This is a genomic window from Flavobacterium sp. K5-23, from assembly GCF_023278045.1.
GTDB lineage: Bacteria > Bacteroidota > Bacteroidia > Flavobacteriales > Flavobacteriaceae > Flavobacterium.
In genome coordinates, this window is record NZ_CP056783.1 from 2721787 (window position 1) to 2743385 (window position 21599).

Below are 21599 nucleotides of genomic sequence, written 5' to 3' on the forward strand. Positions count from 1 at the left end.
TTGTAAAGTCGAAAGTCATAAAGCCCGATGTAAACCCATTTTAGGGACATTTTAACTTTAAGACTTTTGACCTTATGACTTATTAAAGCATCCCTTTCGTACTTGGCAATATCATTTTTTCGGTATCGCGTTTTACGGCTACTTTTATTGCTTTGGCAAAAGCCTTAAAAATAGCTTCAATCTTGTGGTGCTCGTTTTGTCCTTCGGCTTTGATGTTGATGTTGGCTTTAGCCCCATCCGAGAATGATTTAAAAAAATGCAAGAACATCTCCGTTGGCATCTTTCCTACCATTTCCCGTTTGAATTCGGTTTCCCAAACCAACCAGTTTCTACCTCCAAAATCAATCGCCACTTGCGCTAAGCAATCGTCCATTGGCAAACAAAAACCATAACGCTCAATCCCTAATTTGTTCCCTAGTGCTTTCGCAAAAACTTCTCCAAGAGCTATCGCTGTATCTTCAATTGTATGGTGCTCATCCACTTCTAAATCTCCTTTAACAAGAATTTCTAAGTCCATTTGTCCGTGACGCGCAATTTGGTCTAGCATATGGTCAAAAAAGGCAATTCCGGTTTCTATTTTGCTTTTTCCAGTTCCGTCAAGATTCAAATTAATATAAATATCCGTTTCGTTTGTTTTTCTAGATATCGTAGCCGAACGCTCTTCTAGTTTTAAAAACTCATATATTTCTTTCCAATCAGTTGTTTGTAATGCAATAACCGAATTTAATTCCTCTCTCTTAGAAGCTACTTCTGTACTTCCTAATCCTTCATCGGTATTGATAAAAATAGCTTTAGAACCCAAGTTTTTTGCCAGTTCCACGTCTGTCAGACGATCTCCTAGTACAAATGAATTCTCTAAATCATAAGATGGATTATTCAGGTATTGAGTAAGCAAACCAGTTCTGGGTTTTCTTGTAACTGCATTTTCATGTGGAAATGTTTTGTCAATAAATACTGCTTCAAAACGAACATTTTCATTTTCGAAAGCCTTCATAATGAAATTTTGTATTGGCCAAAAATTAGATTCTGGATGTGCATCCGTTCCTAAACCATCCTGATTAGTTACCATAACCAATTCATAATCTAATTCCGTTGCGATTTTACCCAAATATTGAAAGGCTTTTGGATAAAATTCTAATTTTTCAAAACTGTCTAATTGATAATTTTCTGGTTCCAAAACCATAGTTCCATCACGATCAATAAATAGTATTTTTTTCATTTTTTTATATTTTAATACTATGCATTTAAGCTTTGTAATGCATCAATTAATTTTAAGTTTTCCTCGGCAGTTCCAATTGTTAATCGCAAACAATTTTCACATAAAGGCTGTGTTGTTCTATTCCTGATAACAATTCCTTTGGCAATTAATTCATTGTATCTTTTATTGGCATCATCTACTTTTATCAATATAAAATTGGCTTCGGTAGGATAAATTTTAGATACAAATTTAACTTCATTTAATACTTTAAGTAAATCGTCTCTTTGTATTATAATCGAATCAATTTCAAGTTGGATTTTTTCTTTATTCGCAAGTCTTTCCAAAGCTCTTTGTTGAGTCAGTTCATTAACATTATAAGGCGGTTTAATTTTATTTAAAACCGAAATTACTTGACTGGAAGCATAACAAATTCCCAATCGAATACCTGCTAAACCATAAGCTTTCGATAAGGTTTGTGTGATTACCAAATTAGGATACTCATCTAATTCATTAATCCAACTTTGCTTTTTTGAGAAATCAATATAGGCTTCATCAATAACAACTAAACCATTGAAATTTTGTAATAAAGTAACAACACTTGAATCAGAAAACGAATTTCCTGTTGGATTATTTGGCGAACATAAAAAGATCATTTTAGTATTGGAATCTACTGCATCTAAAATAGCATTTATATCAGGTTGGAATTCTTTAGAAAGTAAAACTTCTTTATTTTCAACTGCATTGATATTAGCCAAAACACCATACATTCCGTACGTTGGAGGCAAAGTTATAACGTTATCAACTTTAGGTTCGCAAAAAGCTCTAAATAGCAAATCCAAAACTTCATCACTTCCGTTTCCTAATAAAACTTGGTCTGTTTTAAGGTTTCTTTGTTTTGCCAAAACTGCTTTTACACTGCTTTGTTGTGGATCAGGATAACGATTTACCCCATTATCGTAAGGATTTTCATTGGCATCCAAAAAAATCATTTCAGCCGTATCGAAACCTTCAAATTCATCTCTAGCAGAAGAATAAGGTTTCATTACCTTCACGTTCTCACGAACTAAATTATTTATATCGAAATTATTTTTCATTTTTAAATTTTAAAAAAGAATAAAGAAAATAGAGTAAAGAGAATGGACTCCACTGAAATAACGTCTTTCTATATTCTATGTTCTATTTTCTATTCTCTAAATCTTCTTCTATTTGTGCTAATCTCAACGTAACCGCATTTTTGTGAGCTTGTAATCCTTCAGCTTCAGCCATAATTTCTATAGCTTTTCCTATATTCTGAATTCCTTTTTTGGATATTTTTTGAAAAGTCATTGATTTGGTAAAACTATCCAGGTTCACGCCGCTATAATTCTTCGCATATCCATTTGTAGGCAAGGTATGATTTGTCCCAGAAGCATAATCTCCTGCACTTTCAGGTGTGTAATTCCCTATGAAAACCGAACCTGCATTTTCAATTCCGTCAATGTAAAGATCATCGGCTGCTGTACAGATTATAAAATGTTCCGGTCCATATTCATTGATTAATTCCAAAGCAATAGTGTCATTTTCGACATAAATCAACTTAGAATTTGCAATGGCTTTTTCAGCAATTGCTTTTCTTGGCAAAACATCTATTTGTATTTGAATTTCAGTCTCAACAGCATCAATTAATTCTTTTGAAGTCGAAACTAATATTACCTGACTGTCCGTTCCGTGTTCTGCTTGCGATAACAAATCAGATGCTACAAAAGCGGGGATAGCAGTATCATCTGCGACCACTAATAATTCAGAAGGTCCAGCAGGCATATCAATAGCAACACCATATTGTGTTGCCAATTGTTTAGCCACGGTTACAAACTGATTTCCAGGACCAAATATTTTATACACTTTCGGAACCGTTTCCGTTCCAAAGGTCAAAGCAGCAATAGCCTGAATCCCTCCCATTTTCAAAATTTTGGTAACCCCACATAAATTAGCGGCATATAAAATGGCAGGATTTATTTTTCCGCTTTTATCCGGTGGTGAACATAATATAATTTCGCTACAACCAGCAATATTAGCGGGAACTGCTAGCATCAAAACTGTAGAAAATAAAGGAGCTGTTCCTCCAGGAATGTATAAGCCTATTTTTTGAATGGGTCTTTTTTCTTGCCAACAATTTACGCCTTCTACCGTTTCTACTTCTACTTTGGCCGTTTTTTGAGCAGTATGAAATTTTTCAATATTTCCCTTGGCCAATTGTATAGCACTTTTCAATTCATCAGAAACGGATTCAATTGCTTGGTTTATTTCTGCTTCACTGACTTCTTGATTCACTAAAGTAACACCATCAAATAACGAAGTATATTTTGCAACAGCATCATCTCCTTTTTTCTGAACTTCTTTAAATATTTCTTTTACGGTAAGCTCTATATCGTCTATCGTTTTGGTTGGCCTTTCCAAAATTGATGACCAAGTTTCGGGTTTTGGGTTGTATATTTTAATCATTTTTGTTTTAATTTAAAGATTCAAAAATTAAAAGATTGAAAAATATTTCAATTACTAATTTATGACATTTAGAAATAGAATTTAAAGCACCATTTTTTCAATTGGGCAAACTAATATTCCTTCGGCACCAGCTTCTTTCAATTGATCGATCACATCCCAAAAGGAATCTTTGTCAATTACGGAGTGCACGCTACTCCAGCCCTCTTCAGCTAATGGAAGTACGGTAAGACTTCTCAAAACAGGTAATATTTTACCAATAGCATCAATTTTGTCATTAGGAACGTTCATCAAGATGTATTTTGATTTTCGAGCCCTTAAAACCGATTCGATTCTGAATTTTAAGGTGTCAATTAATTTTTGAACCCCGGGTGTCACTTTTGGAGAAACCGCTAAAACAGCTTCGCTTTTTAAAATGATTTCTACTTCTTTAAGATTGTTTTTAAACAAGGTACTTCCGCTAGAAACAATATCCACAATAGCATCTGCAAGACCTATATTAGGCGCAATTTCTACAGAACCTGAAATTTGGTGTATGTCTACATTTACTCCAAAAGAGTTGAAATATTCATTTACGGTATTAGGATAAGAAGTAGCAATTCTAAGTCCGTCAAGATCTTGGATTGAATTGTACTCAAAGGTTTTAGGCACCGCTACAGAAACCTTACATTTAGAAAACCCAAGTTTTTGAATTACTTGTATTTCTTTTCCTTTCTCCACTAATAAATTATCGCCTACTATAGCAACATCCACAACACCGTCAATTAAATACTGAGGAATATCAGAATTTCTTAGATATAAAACTTCAAGGGGAAAATTAGAAGCTTCGGCTTTTAGTTGGTCAATTCCATTGTTTATAGAGATACCGCAATCTTTAAGGATTTGGATACTTTCTTCGTTTAAACGACCTGATTTTTGAATTGCAATTTTTAATGTACTCATTGTTATTTATTTTTTGATAGAATAATATGTCTGAGTACAAAGGCTTGAAAAAACAAAAAACCCGTTTGATGTACTCAAACGGGTTTTAAAATATGATGATTTACATGCATATCATTAACACATCGCTTGAGAGCAATAATGAGAATGATGATGATGTAATTGATTCGTAAACATAATAGTGTTTTATTTATAATGCAAATATATAAGTAAATTTACTAACAATGGTAATTTTAATTTAACGAATAGACTAAGTTTTGTTAAAAACTACTAATCTACTTTTTGTTTATTAAAATCAATTGATAAAGAACTACCGTTTCTATGGCTATTATTAATCATTACGGGCTCTTTAACCACTTTTCTAATTTCAGTATGACGAATTTCTCCACCAGAAGTTCCAACATTTATTGATAAAAATCCAGTTAAAAGAGATAAAACTAAAGTTAGAATAGAAAAAATCAATGAAGATTTCTGTTTTTTAATTGAAGTTATTAATGACAGCGCACTAAATATTGCCGTTGCATATAAAATTAATACAAATTTCTCAGCAAGCTCTTCATGTTCATGAATAATATCACGCCCTATATTTGGCATATCTTCTACTAATTTTTCTGCTCCTTCTCCGGTTTCCATACTAAAATAACCAAATATTGCTGCAACAATAAATAAAATATAAGCGGTGTTTTTCACTGCATCATTTTTCAATAACAGTCCTGTAATTAAAATCCCAATTGCTAAAACAGTAGTAATGATTGGAAAATGGTTTACAAGCAAATGTAAATGTGCGTCATTCATAATAGTCATAATTATATAATATTGTGGTTTGGTTAATTAAATTTCTATTTCTAAAATACATTATAAAAATAATCACGCAATGACGTAAAATGTTTCTTACAATAGGTTGGTTTTAGGAATGTCAAATTTAAATAAAAAATGCAAATGAAATGACAAAAATCAGAAAAAAAATAAATATTAATTAAACATTCAATATCTATTGATATTACTAGAAAAGAATAAAATATTAAAATGATTATTGTGTTTATTATCCTGAAAAAAAAACATTGTTGTTATATAAAAACGTCTAAGAAAGGATATCAATAAATTAAAAAACAAAAAAATTAGGACACCAATATTACAAACAGAATTCAGAAACAGGAACTATTCGTTTCAGTTTTACATAACTAAATTGAACATTGAAACAATCCCATTTTATTGATTCAAATTTACTAATTTTACAAAAAAAAGCCCTTATGTCATTTGTGAAAAAATTATCCCCTTTTTATAATCTTACTGTTTTTTATATACTTGTTAGTTTTATATTAAGAATTGTATTGCTTTTTCATCCTATAACTCAAACCTCATTTGAATTTATTGATGCCTTAAAGATTTTTTCATATGGATTAGTTTCTGATATTTTTGTTTTTGTTCTGGCTAGCGGATTTTTATGGCTATACCTCATTTTCATTTCGAATACAAAATACTTAAAACCATATGGTTACATCATTTTCTGTTTATTCGTTGCATTATTTTTATATGTATTATCTGGAAAAACAATTCTAAATGAATATGGAGGAGCATTACCCGAAATTGGATTGGCATTTATTGGTATAAAAACTGCCTTATTTGGGCTATTACTTTTTCTTCCAAAATACAGAAGCAAAATTAGATTTTGGTTGTTCACCTTTGTTATGTTCCTGTTTGTTCTTTTAATTCTTCAAAATGCCATAAGCGAATACTTTTTTTGGAATGAATTTGGAGTAAAATATAATTTCATAGCGGTTAATTATTTGGTTTACACCAATGAAGTAATAGGGAATATTATGGAATCTTATCCAGTGATTCCGTTATTCTCTGGTCTATTTCTTATAGCAGGAATCGCAACTTATTATATTGTAAAAGGATCTAAAAGTTATATTGACAGTATCCCCACCTTTATTGAAAAAGTTAAATTATCGGGTCTTTATTTTGTGTTATTCGGTCTTTCTTTAGTAGCTATACCTTTTTTTGCAGCAAAGGAAAATTCGAAAAATGTTTTTACAAATGAGCTGCAGGCTAATGGAATATACAAGTTTTATTTGGCTTTTATGAACAGTGAGTTGGACTATTTTAAATTTTACAAAACGCTACCTTCTAATGAGGCTTATGCTATATTAGGTCAGCAAATCCCATCTCTTTCTGGAGAATCAACTTTAAGAGAAATAAAAAGTACTGCCGCAGAAAATCATAAAAATGTGGTTTTAATAACAATAGAAAGCTACAGTGCTGATTTTATGAAAATGTATGGTAACGAACAAAACATTACCCCATTTTTAGATAGTTTAGCTACACAGAGTTTAGTTTTTACAAATTTATATGCTTCTGGAAACCGTACAGTTCGTGGTCTTGAAGCCGTAACCTTATGTTTGCCTCCTACTGCTGGGGAAAGTGTTGTAAAAAGAAAAGACAACAAGGATAAATTCTCCACAGGAAGTATATTTAAACAAAAAGGGTATAACGTAAAATACCTTTACGGAGGAGATGCTTATTTTGATAATATGCAGGATTTCTTTTCAGGAAATGGATATGACATTGTTGACAAAAAAACCTTTAAACCAGAAGAAATTACATTTTCTAATGTTTGGGGTGTTTGTGATGAAGACATGTACAATAAAGCGATAAGAGTAATGAATGAAGAGGCTAAAGAAAACAAACCTTTCTTTAATCATATTATGACCGTGAGTAACCATCGTCCTTTTACCTATCCAAATAACAAAATTGACATTCCTGGAGACGCAAAATCTCGCGAAGGTGGTGTGAAATATACCGACTTTGCAATGAAAAAATTCTTTGAAATGGCCAAAAAGCAACCTTGGTTTGCAAATACTGTTTTTGTAATTATTTCAGATCATTGTGCTTCCAGTGCTGGAAAAACTGAACTTCCTGTTGATAAGTACCGAATTCCAGCTATGATTTACAGTCCCGGTTTTGTGCAACCACAACACTATACCAATTTGATGTCACAATTAGATATGATGCCTACAGTGTTTGGATTGTTGAATTTTAATTACCAAAGTAAATTCTTTGGTCAAGATGTAATGAAACCCGAGTATAAACCAAGAGCTTTAATTGCTACTTATCAGGATTTAGGGTTGATAAAAGATAACATTTTAACCATCATTTCACCTAAACAACAAGCAAAGCAATACCAACTGACTTTGCAACCTAAAGAAGGTGTATCTGATAATTTCCAAATTTATTATGAGCAAAAACTTTTGACTAAAGAAAGAACTGATTTAATAAATGAAACTATTTCTTTTTATCAAACAGCTTCTGATATGTTAAAAAATAAGAAGTATCAGAAAAATAAATAATAAGTTTAAAACATATAATTGTAAAAACAAACAGCCTCACATAATGTGAGGCTGTTTGTTTTTATATATAATCGAATACAATTTAATTCTTGTTACAAGGAAGTGCTTGTTTTAAATGCATTTCAACCTGATACTTATTAAAATTATCCCATTTTGGAGAAGCAATTGTTTTTTGACCACACATTAAATCCAAACAAACATTGTTGTCTTTATATCTTTCGAATAAAACATCCAATATTTTAAAGAAAAATTCATCCAACTTCACAATAGCATCAAATTCCGCTTTAAGCGTAGCATTATCAACATTCGAAGCATAAAATATTTGAAATAAATTTAAGACATCTTCTTTCTCCTCTTTGTTTATTTCAGTTAAGTAACCGTATTTCAAAGATTTAAAAACTAAATTATTCCAGGTAACACTATCATGTCCCCAAATCATATCAGGTAGATTAAGAGAATGTTCACATATCAAAATAATAGATAGAAGAACATCGTTTAAATAGGATTCAGGAAATTCATCAAAACTTCTAAATTCAAAACCACTCTGGTACATTTTTTCCTGATTAAAATCAAGTCCAAGTTCAGGAAGTAATTTGTATTCCATATCCATTTCAATCTGATCACGCCACCAGATATTATCTTCTTTTTCAAACTTCAATAGTTTTCTGAAATCTTCAACTTTACAAGCAAGAATCTTACCCCTAACCATTGATTTATTATAAGTCCCCACTCCTATATAACGAGACATAGCACTTCTCATGGAACCCATTGCGAAGTTTTTATCTAAATTAAATTTCTGGCTGATAACACCCATAATATCTGGACTTCCAAGAGTAGCTATAAATAATGGCTCAAACCATTGCAATAAATAAATAGCATTAGAATGTGTTTTATCGAAGTCATTGTAATTTACAATTCTGCTGTTTTCTGTCAGCGTAGGTAACGTAATATGAAAATGATACGTTCCGTTGTTAAACAAAACAATATTTTCTTGATTGGTCATAAACATATTAAGACCGCTGTTGTATTTTGGGAAATCTAATTTTTCTGGAATTACAGCCGATTCATTGATTTTATTCAGAAACAATTTCTTAGTTGCTTTCAGTTCTTCACAAGATTCGGATATAGTCCTGTTTTCAAAATATTTAGTCACAAATTCGATAGAATCTCCATCAAAATGTACGGAACCCATCGTTTTATTTCTTTGGGTTATCATACTTTGAATGTTATACGGCTGCCCTTCAAGAAAATTTTCCATTATAGAAGTACCAAGATATTCTGGATTTTCTAATGGTGGAAGAGCTTCTTCAGCAGATTCCAAATCGTCTGTCAATGATTTTACTATAGACAATGTTTTGTGTTGGTAGTTTACATCCAGTTTATCAAAAGTATGACTGTTAATCATCCTGCTGATTTTATAGCTTTCATTCAGACAAAAAGCCGACTTTATTATAGGGGCAATACTTTCGGATTTATAGGAAGTTCTATAATCTATACTATATTTTTCATAACCAATTTTTTCTTGTATAAAGTCACCAGTAACTATTAATGATTCTTCGAATTGCATATACGTTTCGTTTTCTAATCCTATTCCCCAATAATGTTTTTGTGTCTGGTTGTCTTTCATTTATACTTTTATTCTTTGAATGGTTAATTGTTGTTTTTTGAAAAGATTCAATCAATTTCTAAGCGTTTAAAAAAAGCTCTTTTTTATGAATAAAAACAGTATTGACATCTATAAAAAAGGCATTACTTTACTTTTAAACAAAGAAATTTAAATCTCTGTATTAGAAACTTTTGCACTTGAATTATTTGTAACTTCTGAATATTTGATAAATAGCGAAATTTCACATTGAAGTTGTAAAATTATTTTTTACTAATTTATTTTATAATCACTATTATATCAATAATTTAAGTAGTTCAACAGTAAAATTTTTTTATTACTATTCTTGTTTTTTCTAAGTTGCAAAAATACTTTATTTTAGTGGCATTTACAAGTAGTTTTTATAGTCGCAGAAATATTTTTTTATTTCGGTCCTGCTTCAAATAAATCCTCATAAAATCCTTGTCCTAAATCACCTAATTTACACTCCATTGTCAGCAGCAATCCAAATTTTAAATTCCTCTTTCCTCAGTAGTAAATTATTGCAATATTTTATAACTTATTTAAATAGCCTCATTGAAAAACGAGGCTATTTAAATAATGAAACCAATTAATACGAAATCAACTCTTTCAAGGCTGCTTCAAATCTTCCTTTCGGCAAATACTGATCTTCAAGAGCTTTGGTAAACGGAATCGGGGAATCTAAACTCGCGACGCGTTTAACGGGTGCGTCCAAATATTGGAAACATTCCTCCATTATCATCGCCGAGATGTCGCTGGCAATACCACCAAACATTGTGTCTTCTTGATATATAATTACTCTTCCTGTTTTCTTCACTGAAGCATAAATTGCTTCAGTATCTAATGGTTGTAAAGTTCTTAAGTCCAATAGGTCCGCTGAAATTTCTGGATTTTTTTCTAAAGTATCCAGAGCCCAATGTACTGCCGCTCCAAAAGAGATAATAGTAACATCAGTTCCTTCTTTCAATAAAGCTGCTTTACCTAACGGTAGTGTATAGTATTCTTTTGGCACGTCTTGAGACAAGCTACGATACAATTGTTTGTGTTCGAAGAACATTACTGGATTAGGATCGTTTATAGAAGCATTCAATAAACCTTTTACATCATAAGGAAATGCTGGGTAAACCACTTTTAAACCAGGCGTTTTAGTAAACCATGCTTCATTAGTCTGTGAATGGAAAGGTCCCGCTTGGGTTCCACCACCACAAGGCATTCGCACTACCACATCAGCGTTTTCCAACCAGCGATAATGAGATTTAGCCAATAAATTCACTACCGGATTAAATCCTGTCGAAACGAAATCAGCAAACTGCATTTCAACAATCGCTTTATATCCATTAATTGATAATCCCATTGCTGCAGATACTACAGCACTCTCGCAAATTGGCGTATTGCGAACACGTTCTTTCCCAAACTGAGCCACAAAACCATCGGTGATTTTAAAGGCACCACCATATTCCGCAATATCCTGTCCCATAATAACTGAGTTTTCATATCGCTCCATAGATTGACGTAAACTACTTGTAATAGCATCAATAAATCGGATGTTTTCCATTTCTCCGGTAGGACTAACTTCCTCATATGTATATTCTTTGTATACATCATTTAACTCATCACTGTAAGATGCTATTATTTCTGGTTCAGCATTGGCCATAGCCAAATTCTCATCAATTTCTTTTTTGATTTCAGCACGTAACTCACTGTCTAAATCGTCAGAAAGAATCCCTTTTTCAATTAAATATTTTTTGTAATTATCTACGGGATCTTTGGCAGCCCACATATCCATTAATTCTTGTGGTACATATTTAGTACCACTCGCCTCTTCATGACCACGCATTCTGAAGGTTTTGAATTCCAACAGTACCGGGCGCGGTTTTTCAATCATCGAGATTTTTAACTCCGACAATAAATTATATACTTCCAGAATATTATTTCCATCAACTATATGACTTTCTATGCCGTAACCCACACCTTTATCGGCTAAATTTTGACATCGATATTGTTCATTAGTAGGTGTTGAAAGTCCGTATCCGTTGTTTTCAATAACAAACATAACTGGTAATTCCCATACAGCTGCAATATTCAAAGCCTCATGAAAGTCACCTTCACTTGTTGCGCCTTCTCCAGTAAAAACAGCAGTGATTTTTCCGTTTTGTTTTAATTTATTGGCCAACGCAATCCCGTCAGCAACTCCTAATTGAGGTCCGAGATGCGAAATCATACCAATAATCTTATATTCTTGGGTTCCAAAGTGAAAACTTCTATCACGACCTTTAGTAAATCCATTTGCTTTTCCTTGCCATTGAGAGAATAAACGATGTAAAGGGATATCACGACCAGTGAAAACACCTAAATTACGATGCATAGGTAAAATGTACTCATCGTTATCCAAAACGGCTGTTACACCCACAGATATTGCCTCTTGCCCTATTCCCGAAAACCATTTTGACACTTTTCCTTGACGTATGAGAATCAACATCTTCTCTTCAATAAGTCTTGGTTTTAGTAATCTTTTATATAATTCTAATAATTTATTATCTGTTAGTTTTTTTCTATCAAAGTTCATTTTTTTTGATTTATTGTGATACTCAAAGATAAAAAAATATAACAGTTAGCATTAAAAATGTTATATTATTTTGTAGTCTTTATGTATTATAAAGTTCGAAAATTAAAATTATTCAATATCTTTGTATTTGCAAGGTTTTAAGCCTTGTATTTTATTAAAATATTTAATAGTATGCAAAACATTCCTAGTGTTGACTTGCGTGATTTCCTTTCGGACGACCCGAAACGTAAACAAAAATTTGTAAATGAAATCGGAAGTGCATTTGAAGATATTGGCTTCGTAGCACTAAAAGGGCATTTTTTAAATGACCAATTGGTAGAAGAATTGTATGGTGAAATTAGAAATTTTTTCTCTTTACCATTAGAAACAAAACACAGTTATGAGATTCCAGGTATTGGAGGTCAAAGAGGTTATGTTTCTTTTGGAACAGAACATGCAAAAGGCAGAAAAGAAGGAGACTTAAAAGAATTTTGGCATTTCGGTCAGTATGTGAGCGAGAATTCAAAATATGCTTCAGAGTATCCTGAAAACGTTACCGTTAAAGAATTACCTCGTTTTAATGCTGTAGGTAAAGAGGCGTATCAAATGCTTGAAAAAACAGGTGTTTATGTCTTGAGAGCTTTGGCATTGCGTTTAGGATTAGATGAATTCCATTTTGACAATTTTGCCAAAGACGGAAATTCAATCTTAAGACCTATACACTACCCTCCTATTACTTCTGAACCAAAAGACGCAATTCGTGCAGCTGCTCATGGTGACATCAACCTTATCACACTTTTAATGGGTGCTCAAGGAAAAGGACTTCAGGTTCAAAATCACAATGGAGACTGGATTGATGCTATTGCTGAACCAGACGAATTAGTGATTAACGTTGGTGACATGTTATCACGTTATACGAATAACAAACTGAAATCAACTATTCACCAAGTGGTAAATCCACCTAGAGAATTGTGGGGAACTTCAAGATATTCAGTTCCGTTTTTTATGCATCCCGTTAGTGATATGCCATTAAATTGTTTAGAAAACTGCGTTGATGCAGAACACCCAAAACAATTTGAAGACACTACTGCTGGTGAATATTTATACGAACGTTTAGTAGATTTAGGATTGATTAAAAAATAATCCCTAATTTTACTTCTAGTAATAAAAGACATTGAGTTTACTTAATGTCTTTTTTCTTTTTGTTTAACATTGCACTAATAAGAATTTCAAAAATGGAACGCAGATAACACGGATTTAAACGGATTTTCGCTGATTAATTTTCAATAAACGTTTTTTTTTAATTCCTTTCAATTTTATGAGTAGTATTTTACATCGAGAGTTAACTCAATCTATTTTAAAACATTTTTTTGATGTTTATAATGCACTAGGGTATGGTTTTCTTGAAAGAGTATGTCAAAACGCATTATTCTATGAGCTTAAAGAAAATGGTTTTAAAGTTGAAGCTCAGAAAAAAATAAAAGTATTTTATAAAGAAATTGAAGTTGGAGAATATTTTGCGGATATAATAGTAAATGATTTAATAATTTTGGAATTAAAAGCCCAAGATGTTTTAGTTGAAGAAAACGAATTTCAGGTAATAAATTATTTAAAATCTACTCAATGTAAAGTTGGCTTACTTTTAAATTTTGGAAAAAAACCAGAATTCATTAGAAAAATATTTCAGAATAGTAATAAGTAACATATATACACAAAAAAAAATCCGTTACCATCCGTTTTAAATCCGCGTCATCCGCGTTCAATTAAATATAAAATATGGACTTACAAGACCAATTAAAAAACCTTTTCCCTGATCACGAGCCTGGTCCTGAAGAAAAAATTGAAGAAGCCGCTCATGAATTGTACGTTCAAAAAGAACCTATGATTTGTAAGTTCGAAAAAAGAAAAGGCAAAGCCACAACCATAATTGAAGGCTACGAAGGATCTGATGAAGATTTTAAAATATTAGCCAAAGAAATCAAAACAAAACTGAGTGTTGGCGGTACCTTTAAAGACGATTCAATTATCATTCAAGGGGATTATCGAGACAAGATTATGGAAATACTTAAACTCAAAGGGTTTAAAGTAAAACGTGTGGGAGGATAAAAAAAATCAGTATTCAGTAATTAGTGTTCAGTAAAAGTTAGTGGCAAATCTCAATAACTTTAAACTTTTTAACCTTAAACTTTAAACAAAAAAATGATAAAATCATCTGAATTAATATTAAACCCTGACGGGAGTGTATATCACCTAAATCTGAAGCCAGAACATATAGCACACGATATTATCTTTGTAGGGGATCAAAACCGAGTGGAAAAAATCACTCAGTTTTTTGACAGTATCGAATTTTCTACTCAAAAAAGAGAATTCAAAACCCAAACCGGAATATTCAAAGGTAAAAGAATCACCGTAATGTCAACAGGAATAGGTCCTGATAATATTGACATTGTAATAAATGAACTGGATGCCCTTGTTAATATTGATTTGGTAACAAAGCAACCCAAAGAAAATTTAACATCCCTAAACATCATCCGCATTGGAACTTCTGGTTCTCTTCAAGAAAATATTCCTGTGGATAGTTTTGTAATGTCTAAATTTGGTTTAGGGTTAGACAATATGCTTCGCTCCTACCTAATCGATGAAGTTTCAAATACTGCTATCGAAGATGCTTTTGTAGCACATACTAATTGGGATTTACGAAAAGGAAAACCGTATGTAATCGCTTGTTCTGAGAAACTGGAGAAAATTATAGAAAGCGACAAAATGCACAAAGGAATTACCGCAACTGCAGGTGGTTTTTACGGGCCTCAAGGACGTGTTTTACGATTGAATATTCAAGATGAGTCTTTGAATTCTAAAATGGATGATTTTAGTTTTGAAGACAATATTATTACAAATCTCGAAATGGAAACAGCTGCAATATATGGGCTTTCGTCTCTTTTAGGACATCACGCTTTATCGTTGAATGCGATTATTGCTAATCGTGCAACGGGAACTTTCAGCGAAGATCCATACAAAGCGGTGGACGAATTGATTGCCTATACCTTAGATAAATTAGCTAATAATTAATTGACTTAGGAGCTAAATCCCGCAATCCGTTTCAATCTTATGTGCCAAACACTGGCACATAAGGATTTCCACTACTGTCGGGGCTAAAAAAATAATTGCAACTAATTATGAATATACTAATTGAAACCGAACGCTTAATTCTAAGGGAGTTATTACCAACTGATGCTGAAGGAATGTATCTATTAGACAGCAATCCAAATGTACATCAATATCTAGGAAACAAACCTGTGGCTTCTATTGAAGAAAGTAATAAGTACATTGAGAACATAAGAAATCAATATGTCATAAACGGAATTGGTCGTTATGCGGTAATCCTCAAAGAAACCAATGAGTTTATGGGTTGGGCAGGAATTAAATACGTAACGGAAACCGAAAATAATCAGGTTAACTTTTACGATATTGGCTATCGATTAATCGAAGACTTCTGGGGTAAGGGTTATGGCTATGAAGCTGCAAAAGCTTGGTTGGATTATGGTTTTAATGAAATGAATATCCAAAAAATGGTTGGAACTGTCAACAAAGACAATATAGCTTCAAGAAAGATTTTAGAAAAAATTGGATTGAAGATTACCTCCGAATATTACTGGAACGAAATTCCGTGTTATTGGTTAGAATTAGAGAATAATAAATGATTTTAGAAGTTTAGAAAAATGAAAACTATAAAAATTGCCGGAGTACCGGAACATTTCAATTTACCTTGGCATTTATCAATTGACAATGGTGATTTCGCTTCTGAAAACATCGATTTACAATGGGAAAACGTACCAGAAGGAACCGGAAAAATGTGTCAAATGCTACGTACTGGTGAAACTGATATTGCAGTTATCCTTACTGAAGGTATTGTAAAAGATATTGTTGCCGGAAATCCATCCAAAATAGTACAAATTTATGTGCAATCACCTTTAGTATGGGGAATTCACGTTGCCGAAAAATCTAAGTATAACTCTTTAGCCGATTTGGAAAATACCAAAGCCGCTATTTCCAGATTAGGATCTGGTTCCCAATTAATGGCTTATGTTAATGCGGGAAATCAAGGTTGGAATACTGACAATCTACAATTTGAAATAGTAAACACCATTGAAGGTGCGGTACAAGCCTTGACAGATGGAACAGCTGATTATTTTATGTGGGAACATTTTATGACTAAACCATTAGTGGATCAAGGTATTTTCAGGCGTCTTGGTGACTGTCCTACTCCTTGGCCTTGTTTTGTGATAGCTGTTCGAGAAGAAATATTGAATAATCATCCTGAGACAATAAGGACTATTTTAAAAATTATAAATAAAAAAACTAATATTTTCAAAGACATCGCTAATGTTGATCAAACTTTGTCAGCGAAATACAATTTAAAAGTTGCTGACGTCCAACAATGGTTAGCCGCAACTGAATGGTCTCAAAAGCCATTAACTAAAGAAATGTTAAACAAAGTTCAAAATCAATTATTTCAACTGAGAATTATTGATAAATTAGGTACTTTTGAAGAAATTGTAAAAGCAATCTAGTTTTTGCAACCTTAGGGAACGATGATAAAAATTAAAAAAATTTCTTTTCAAAATATTGGGCAGGACATCCAGGTGAAAAAACCCTGGGACGATGTCATTATTTTTGTTTTGAATATTTTAATTGCAATTCCCGTTTTTATCATTGCCCATCAAAACTTAATCAACCTCGATTGGTATTTTAATGCCGACAGAATAATACTTTTTCTGTTAATCATAGTCGCTATTCAATTAATATTGAGATTGTTGCGCACTCTTATTATATTTTTAATAATTCTGTATTTAGTTGTTTTGTTTTACGGTACTCTTTTTGGCGATTACGGATTCAATAGTGTTTTTGAAGACTACAATTCAATGATGTATACTATGTCAAACAACCCTAATCCTCAAGATATTATAATTGCTAAATTGCTTCCATTTCCCAATAAATCGAAAATTATAAGCGCCATAGAATATCAAAATCCCAAAGTGAGGAATTTTGCAATAATGGCTACTTCTAAAAATTTTAAAAACATAAAAGGCTATTCTGATTATAGAACTATCATTCAGTGTTTTGCTGTTTTTAAAGAAATAAACCAAAGATGGAATTATGTAAACGATCCTAAAGATCGTGATTACATCGCTACAGCCAGTGAATCTCTTCTTTATTTTTCAGGGGATTGTGATGATCATTCTGTATTAATGGCCGCCGGAATCAAGGCTATTGGCGGAACTCCAAGACTAATCCACACTAAAGGACATATATACCCTGAAATATTAATAGGCTCACTCAACGACCTAGAAGCAGTTAATTATTTGATAAAAAATGAGCTTTTCCCAAAAGAAAGCCATAAAAAACAACTCCATTATCATATTGATGAACGCGGACAAGTTTGGCTGAATCTTGACTATACAGCTACTTATCCTGGAGGTCCCTTTTTATCAGAAGAAATTCTAGGAGCATTGACGTTGAATTAGCTTTTTAAATAGTAATAAGAAACTATATTGATTTAATTCTTAGGTGTAAACACCAACATACTTAACTGCTAATTCTGAATTTTTCTTGAAAATCAAATTTCAAATTATTTTTGAATTTACTCCAAAAAAAAACTTCTCAATTTCTTGAGAAGTTTTTTGTGGGCGATGAGTCCCGAAAGCTTTCGGGAGAACCCCCGACATCTTCCGATATAATCGGAATGCTCTGAACCGACTAAGCTAATCTTGTTTTTCTATTAATTCCTGTATTTTAATTCTACTTTCCAAGATTTAATTTTTAATTCTCTATGTTGAGCTTGTTCTTTTGCACAGTATTTTTCTAGATATACCACTTTCCAGTCATTTATGCTACCTGTAAAACGTTTGCTTTTTTGGTTGTGTCGAATAATTCTGTCTTCCATATTAGAAGTGTAACCAATATAATACCGATTTTTCGTTTAGCTGAAAAGTATGTAAACAATAAATTTCCGAAAAAAAAACAAAAAAAAAAACTTCTCAATTTCTTGAGAAGTTTTGTGGGCGATGAGGGGTTCGAACCCCCGACCCCCTCGGTGTAAACGAGGTGCTCTGAACCAGCTGAGCTAATCGCCCTGTTACAATTTAGTAATTTTCATTTCCTTATTGCGAGTGCAAATATAAGTCTCTTTTTGGTATATCCAATCATAAAATATAAAAAAATGACTAAAAAAAACACATTAAATCATTAACTTCTCAATAACAGCATATTACAAAACAACTCAATTTACACTATTTTTTGTAATGATTATCTATAGTGTTACATTTGCGGTATAAACAACATAGCAATGGCCCGATTCAAGGAAAATGATTTACCAAAATCAAAAATTACCACTAGTTCTCTCAATAAAGCTTCCCTTATATTTAAATATGCTGAAAATCATCGTTGGAAATTTTATGTAGGTCTGTTTTTTTTATTGTTAACTGGAGCTACAGCCCTTGCTTTTCCTAAACTGATGGGAATGCTTATTGATTGTGTAAACAATAAAAGTTACAGTCAGGCAAATGACATTGCTTTATTGCTTTTTGGTATTCTATTTATGCAATCCATTTTTTCTTTTTTTAGATTGTCCTTATTTGTCAATTTTACTGAGAATACACTAGCTAATCTTAGACTTTCCTTATATAGTAATTTGGTTAAACTACCTATGTCCTTCTTTTCCCAAAAACGTGTTGGGGAATTAAACAGCCGAATAAGTTCAGATATTACCCAAATACAAGATACCCTTACCTCTACTATAGCTGAATTTTTGAGACAGTTTATTTTAATTATTGGTGGTGTTGCTTTATTGGCAACCGAAAGCATTAAACTTACGCTATTAATGTTGTCAGTAGTTCCTTTGGTGGCAGTAGCTGCGGTGATTTTTGGAAGATTCATTAGAAAATTTTCTAAGGACGTACAAGATCAGGTAGCCGAAAGTCAGGTTATCGTTGAGGAAACTATGCAAGGAATAAGTATTGTTAAAGCTTTTGCTAACGAATGGTATGAAATTGCCCGCTATAATGGAAAGATTAAAGATGTGGTGAAATTAGCCATCAAAGGTGGTAAATACCGTGGTTACTTTGCTTCCTTTATTATATTCTGTCTGTTTGGAGCCATTGTCGCTGTAGTATGGTTCGGAGTTAGATTGAGTATCAGTGGGGAAATGAGCGTAGGACAATTAATATCTTTTGTTTTGTATTCAACATTCGTGGGTGCTTCTTTTGGTGGAATAGCCGAATTATATGCGCAAATTCAAAAGGCAATTGGGGCAACGGAAAGAGTCTTTGAATTATTGGAGGAAACTCCAGAAAAAATTAACTCTGATCAAAACCCAGATATCTTGAAAAAAATAAAAGGGAATCTTACTTTTAAAAATGTAAAATTCAGTTATCCTTCCAGAAAAGAAATCAAAGTTTTGAAGGATGTGAATTTCACTGCTAACTTTGGTCAAAAAATCGCCATTGTAGGGCCAAGTGGTACCGGGAAATCAACTATAGCATCTTTATTATTGCGTTTCTATGAAATTGATGGAGGGGAAATAATAATAGACGGAAAAAACATTTACGATTACGACCTAGAAAACCTTCGTAGCAATATGAGTATCGTTCCTCAAGATGTAATCTTATTTGGAGGTACAATTCGTGAGAATATCGCTTACGGAAAACCAAATGCAACAGAAGAAGAAATAGTACTAGCAGCAAAACAAGCAAATGCGCTGAATTTTATTGAAAGTTTTCCTGAAAAATTTGAAACCATCGTTGGAGAAAGAGGTATCAAACTTTCTGGCGGACAAAGACAAAGAATTGCTATTGCGCGTGCATTGCTTAAAAACCCTAGTATATTAATTCTGGACGAAGCGACCTCTTCATTAGATAGCGAAAGTGAAAAACTAGTTCAAGAAGCATTAGAAATATTGATGCAAGGAAGAACGAGTATTATCATTGCTCACCGACTTTCAACCATTCGTAGTGCTGACCAGATTTTAGTGCTTGATAACGGTGTAATCACTGAACAAGGGACGCATCAGGAATTAATAGCTTTAGAAAATGGTATCTATAAGAATTTAAGTAATTTACAGTTTAGTAATTCTTAAATCACATTCTTATTAATTCATATAAAAAAACTCCATTTACTACGGTAAATGGAGTTTTTTTATACTAATATCAAACAGAATATAGGTCACTGAAAACTGATCCCTAATTTCTATTTTCCTTTTCTTCTTTTACGTTCCGCCTTTATCATTTCTAATTCACGACTCGTTTGTCCTGCAACCGAAGTGTTTTCTTCAGCACGACGAATTAGGTACGGCATCACATCCTTAACAGGTCCAAATGGTAAATATTTAGCAACATTGTAACCGTTTTCGGCTAGATTGTAACTAATATTATCACTCATACCGTACAACTGTCCAAAAGAAATTCTTTCGTCATTTGCTTTAATTCCTCTTTCCTGCATTAAACTCATTAAGTTATAAGTACTCAATTCATTGTGAGTTCCTGCAAAAATGGCCATTTTATCCAAATGTTCCACCATATACAGCACAGCTGAATCATAATTAATGTCTGAAGCTACTTTTGACTCACAAATTGGTGACGGATACCCTTTCTCAATTGCTCGTGCATTTTCTTTTTCCATATAGGCACCACGAACTATTTTCATACCAATATAGAATCCTTCTGCTACAGCTTGTTCATGTAGTTTTTTCAAATAATCAAGACGATCCCAACGATACATTTGTAATGTATTATAAACAATCGCTTTTTCTTTATTGTACTTACGCATCATTTCAGTAACTAAATCGTCAGCAGCATCTTGCATCCAGCTTTCCTCAGCATCGATAAGTAGTGCAACATCTTTTTTATGTGCTTCGCTGCAAACCAAATCAAAACGGGCAACTACCCTATTCCATTCCGCTTGCTCATCCGGAGTTAAAGTTTCTTTATCTCCCATTTTTTCATATAAATCTATTCGACCTAAACCTGTAGGCTTAAAAACAGCAAACGGTATCGCTTTGCGTTCTTTTGCAAATTCTATAGTTTTTAAAGTCATTTGAAGTGCTGCGTCAAATTGATCCTCCTCTTCTTTTCCTTCAACAGAGTAATCCAGAACAGACGACACTCCTTTAGTATACATTTTATCTACAACTGAAAGACAATCTTCTTCATTTACACCACCACAAAAATGATCAAAAACAGTTGCTCTTATTAAACTTTCAACTGGAAGATTAGCTTTTAAAGCAAAATTAGTAACCGCAGTTCCTATACGAACTAATGGCTGATTAGCAATCATTTTAAAAAGGAAGTACGCTCTATCTAATTCTGTATCACTCTTTAATGAAAAAGCAACTTGCGTATTATTAAATATTTTTTCCATGAACTGGTTTTTTTAAACAAATATAGAAATTGTTAGATTTTTTTTTGTCAA

General features: G+C 32.5%; 18 protein-coding genes and 1 tRNA gene. 9 read left to right on the forward strand and 10 right to left on the reverse strand.

Translation table 11 applies throughout. The features are described 5' to 3' along the window. Positions 1 to 82: 82 nt before the first annotated feature. The 5 genes from hisB to FLAK523_RS11850 form a co-directional block, all read right to left on the reverse strand. Entirely contained in the window at positions 83 to 1219 is a 1137-nt protein-coding gene (gene hisB / locus FLAK523_RS11830; RefSeq protein ID WP_248903639.1) for a bifunctional histidinol-phosphatase/imidazoleglycerol-phosphate dehydratase HisB, read from the reverse strand. Between the two features lie 17 nt (positions 1220 to 1236). Beyond that, complete coding sequence (gene hisC / locus FLAK523_RS11835) at positions 1237 to 2292, reverse strand: histidinol-phosphate transaminase (RefSeq protein WP_248903640.1); 1056 nt, start codon at positions 2290 to 2292, stop codon at positions 1237 to 1239. Between the two features lie 82 nt (positions 2293 to 2374). After that, on the reverse strand, positions 2375 to 3679 hold the full coding sequence (gene hisD, locus FLAK523_RS11840) for a histidinol dehydrogenase (RefSeq protein WP_248903641.1): 1305 nt from the start codon (positions 3677 to 3679) through the stop codon (positions 2375 to 2377). An 81-nt stretch (positions 3680 to 3760) separates the two neighbouring features. Next, positions 3761 to 4618, reverse strand: a complete 858-nt coding sequence (gene hisG, locus FLAK523_RS11845) for an ATP phosphoribosyltransferase (RefSeq protein WP_248903642.1) — start codon at positions 4616 to 4618, stop codon at positions 3761 to 3763. Positions 4619 to 4885: 267 nt separating this feature from the next. After that, positions 4886 to 5410 (reverse strand): DUF2231 domain-containing protein, encoded by a 525-nt coding sequence (locus FLAK523_RS11850; RefSeq protein WP_248903643.1) that lies wholly within the window; start codon positions 5408 to 5410, stop codon positions 4886 to 4888. A gap of 455 nt (positions 5411 to 5865) precedes the next feature. Here FLAK523_RS11850 and FLAK523_RS11855 point away from each other — a divergent pair, with 455 nt between their 5' ends. Then, the gene (locus FLAK523_RS11855) at positions 5866 to 7965 is read left to right on the forward strand and encodes an LTA synthase family protein (protein WP_248903645.1); all 2100 of its coding nucleotides are present in this window, start codon (positions 5866 to 5868) and stop codon (positions 7963 to 7965) included. A gap of 82 nt (positions 7966 to 8047) precedes the next feature. Here FLAK523_RS11855 and FLAK523_RS11860 read toward each other — a convergent pair whose 3' ends face one another. Next, positions 8048 to 9592: a hypothetical protein gene (locus FLAK523_RS11860; RefSeq protein WP_248903647.1), complete on the reverse strand. Its 1545-nt coding sequence runs from the start codon at positions 9590 to 9592 to the stop codon at positions 8048 to 8050. A gap of 586 nt (positions 9593 to 10178) precedes the next feature. Beyond that, a complete protein-coding gene (locus FLAK523_RS11865; protein WP_248903649.1) occupies positions 10179 to 12155 on the reverse strand; it encodes a thiamine pyrophosphate-dependent enzyme in 1977 nt (658 codons plus the stop codon). 171 nt (positions 12156 to 12326) lie between these two features. Between FLAK523_RS11865 and FLAK523_RS11870 the strand changes: the two genes are divergently transcribed. The 7 genes from FLAK523_RS11870 to FLAK523_RS11900 all read left to right on the forward strand — a co-directional run bounded on the left by FLAK523_RS11870 (position 12327) and on the right by FLAK523_RS11900 (position 17659). Further along, positions 12327 to 13277, forward strand: a complete 951-nt coding sequence (locus FLAK523_RS11870; RefSeq protein WP_248903651.1) for an isopenicillin N synthase family oxygenase — start codon at positions 12327 to 12329, stop codon at positions 13275 to 13277. Between the two features lie 175 nt (positions 13278 to 13452). Further along, the gene (locus tag FLAK523_RS11875) at positions 13453 to 13836 is read left to right on the forward strand and encodes a GxxExxY protein (protein WP_248903653.1); all 384 of its coding nucleotides are present in this window, start codon (positions 13453 to 13455) and stop codon (positions 13834 to 13836) included. A gap of 74 nt (positions 13837 to 13910) precedes the next feature. After that, the gene (locus FLAK523_RS11880; protein WP_248903655.1) at positions 13911 to 14240 is read left to right on the forward strand and encodes a translation initiation factor; all 330 of its coding nucleotides are present in this window, start codon (positions 13911 to 13913) and stop codon (positions 14238 to 14240) included. Between the two features lie 93 nt (positions 14241 to 14333). Next, positions 14334 to 15203 carry a nucleoside phosphorylase gene (locus FLAK523_RS11885; protein WP_248903657.1) on the forward strand — a complete coding sequence of 290 codons (870 nt, stop codon included), beginning with the start codon at positions 14334 to 14336 and terminating at the stop codon, positions 15201 to 15203. 107 nt (positions 15204 to 15310) lie between these two features. Beyond that, complete coding sequence (locus tag FLAK523_RS11890) at positions 15311 to 15835, forward strand: GNAT family N-acetyltransferase (protein WP_248903660.1); 525 nt, start codon at positions 15311 to 15313, stop codon at positions 15833 to 15835. An 18-nt stretch (positions 15836 to 15853) separates the two neighbouring features. After that, positions 15854 to 16705, forward strand: coding sequence for a substrate-binding domain-containing protein (locus tag FLAK523_RS11895; RefSeq protein ID WP_248903661.1), 852 nt, complete (start codon positions 15854 to 15856; stop codon positions 16703 to 16705). A 21-nt stretch (positions 16706 to 16726) separates the two neighbouring features. Next, the gene (locus FLAK523_RS11900; RefSeq protein WP_248903662.1) at positions 16727 to 17659 is read left to right on the forward strand and encodes a transglutaminase; all 933 of its coding nucleotides are present in this window, start codon (positions 16727 to 16729) and stop codon (positions 17657 to 17659) included. Positions 17660 to 17913: 254 nt separating this feature from the next. Here FLAK523_RS11900 and FLAK523_RS11905 read toward each other — a convergent pair whose 3' ends face one another. Both FLAK523_RS11905 and FLAK523_RS11910 read right to left on the reverse strand, forming a co-directional pair. Beyond that, entirely contained in the window at positions 17914 to 18078 is a 165-nt protein-coding gene (locus FLAK523_RS11905; RefSeq protein ID WP_248903673.1) for a GIY-YIG nuclease family protein, read from the reverse strand. A 115-nt stretch (positions 18079 to 18193) separates the two neighbouring features. Continuing rightward, positions 18194 to 18268: transfer RNA gene (locus tag FLAK523_RS11910), tRNA-Val, on the reverse strand. Positions 18269 to 18480: 212 nt separating this feature from the next. On the opposite strand from FLAK523_RS11910, the gene FLAK523_RS11915 reads away from it, so the two are divergent. After that, complete coding sequence (locus tag FLAK523_RS11915; RefSeq protein ID WP_248903674.1) at positions 18481 to 20268, forward strand: ABC transporter ATP-binding protein; 1788 nt, start codon at positions 18481 to 18483, stop codon at positions 20266 to 20268. 110 nt (positions 20269 to 20378) lie between these two features. On the opposite strand, the gene FLAK523_RS11920 is transcribed toward FLAK523_RS11915, so the two are convergent. Continuing rightward, positions 20379 to 21548 carry a proline dehydrogenase family protein gene (locus FLAK523_RS11920; protein ID WP_248903675.1) on the reverse strand — a complete coding sequence of 390 codons (1170 nt, stop codon included), beginning with the start codon at positions 21546 to 21548 and terminating at the stop codon, positions 20379 to 20381. Between the last annotated feature and the right edge of the window lie 51 nt (positions 21549 to 21599).

Bases quoted from the DNA above. Each gene is read 5' to 3' on its own strand.
- hisB (WP_248903639.1), bottom strand. From the start codon at position 1,219: ATGAAAAAAATACTATTTATTGATCGTGATGGAACTATGGTTTTGGAA.
- hisC (WP_248903640.1), bottom strand. From the start codon at position 2,292: ATGAAAAATAATTTCGATATAAATAATTTAGTTCGTGAGAACGTGAAG.
- hisD (WP_248903641.1), bottom strand. From the start codon at position 3,679: ATGATTAAAATATACAACCCAAAACCCGAAACTTGGTCATCAATTTTG.
- hisG (WP_248903642.1), bottom strand. From the start codon at position 4,618: ATGAGTACATTAAAAATTGCAATTCAAAAATCAGGTCGTTTAAACGAA.
- FLAK523_RS11850 (WP_248903643.1), bottom strand. From the start codon at position 5,410: ATGAATGACGCACATTTACATTTGCTTGTAAACCATTTTCCAATCATT.
- FLAK523_RS11855 (WP_248903645.1), top strand. From the start codon at position 5,866: ATGTCATTTGTGAAAAAATTATCCCCTTTTTATAATCTTACTGTTTTT.
- FLAK523_RS11860 (WP_248903647.1), bottom strand. From the start codon at position 9,592: ATGAAAGACAACCAGACACAAAAACATTATTGGGGAATAGGATTAGAA.
- FLAK523_RS11865 (WP_248903649.1), bottom strand. From the start codon at position 12,155: ATGAACTTTGATAGAAAAAAACTAACAGATAATAAATTATTAGAATTA.
- FLAK523_RS11870 (WP_248903651.1), top strand. From the start codon at position 12,327: ATGCAAAACATTCCTAGTGTTGACTTGCGTGATTTCCTTTCGGACGAC.
- FLAK523_RS11875 (WP_248903653.1), top strand. From the start codon at position 13,453: ATGAGTAGTATTTTACATCGAGAGTTAACTCAATCTATTTTAAAACAT.
- FLAK523_RS11880 (WP_248903655.1), top strand. From the start codon at position 13,911: ATGGACTTACAAGACCAATTAAAAAACCTTTTCCCTGATCACGAGCCT.
- FLAK523_RS11885 (WP_248903657.1), top strand. From the start codon at position 14,334: ATGATAAAATCATCTGAATTAATATTAAACCCTGACGGGAGTGTATAT.
- FLAK523_RS11890 (WP_248903660.1), top strand. From the start codon at position 15,311: ATGAATATACTAATTGAAACCGAACGCTTAATTCTAAGGGAGTTATTA.
- FLAK523_RS11895 (WP_248903661.1), top strand. From the start codon at position 15,854: ATGAAAACTATAAAAATTGCCGGAGTACCGGAACATTTCAATTTACCT.
- FLAK523_RS11900 (WP_248903662.1), top strand. From the start codon at position 16,727: ATGATAAAAATTAAAAAAATTTCTTTTCAAAATATTGGGCAGGACATC.
- FLAK523_RS11905 (WP_248903673.1), bottom strand. From the start codon at position 18,078: ATGGAAGACAGAATTATTCGACACAACCAAAAAAGCAAACGTTTTACA.
- FLAK523_RS11915 (WP_248903674.1), top strand. From the start codon at position 18,481: ATGGCCCGATTCAAGGAAAATGATTTACCAAAATCAAAAATTACCACT.
- FLAK523_RS11920 (WP_248903675.1), bottom strand. From the start codon at position 21,548: ATGGAAAAAATATTTAATAATACGCAAGTTGCTTTTTCATTAAAGAGT.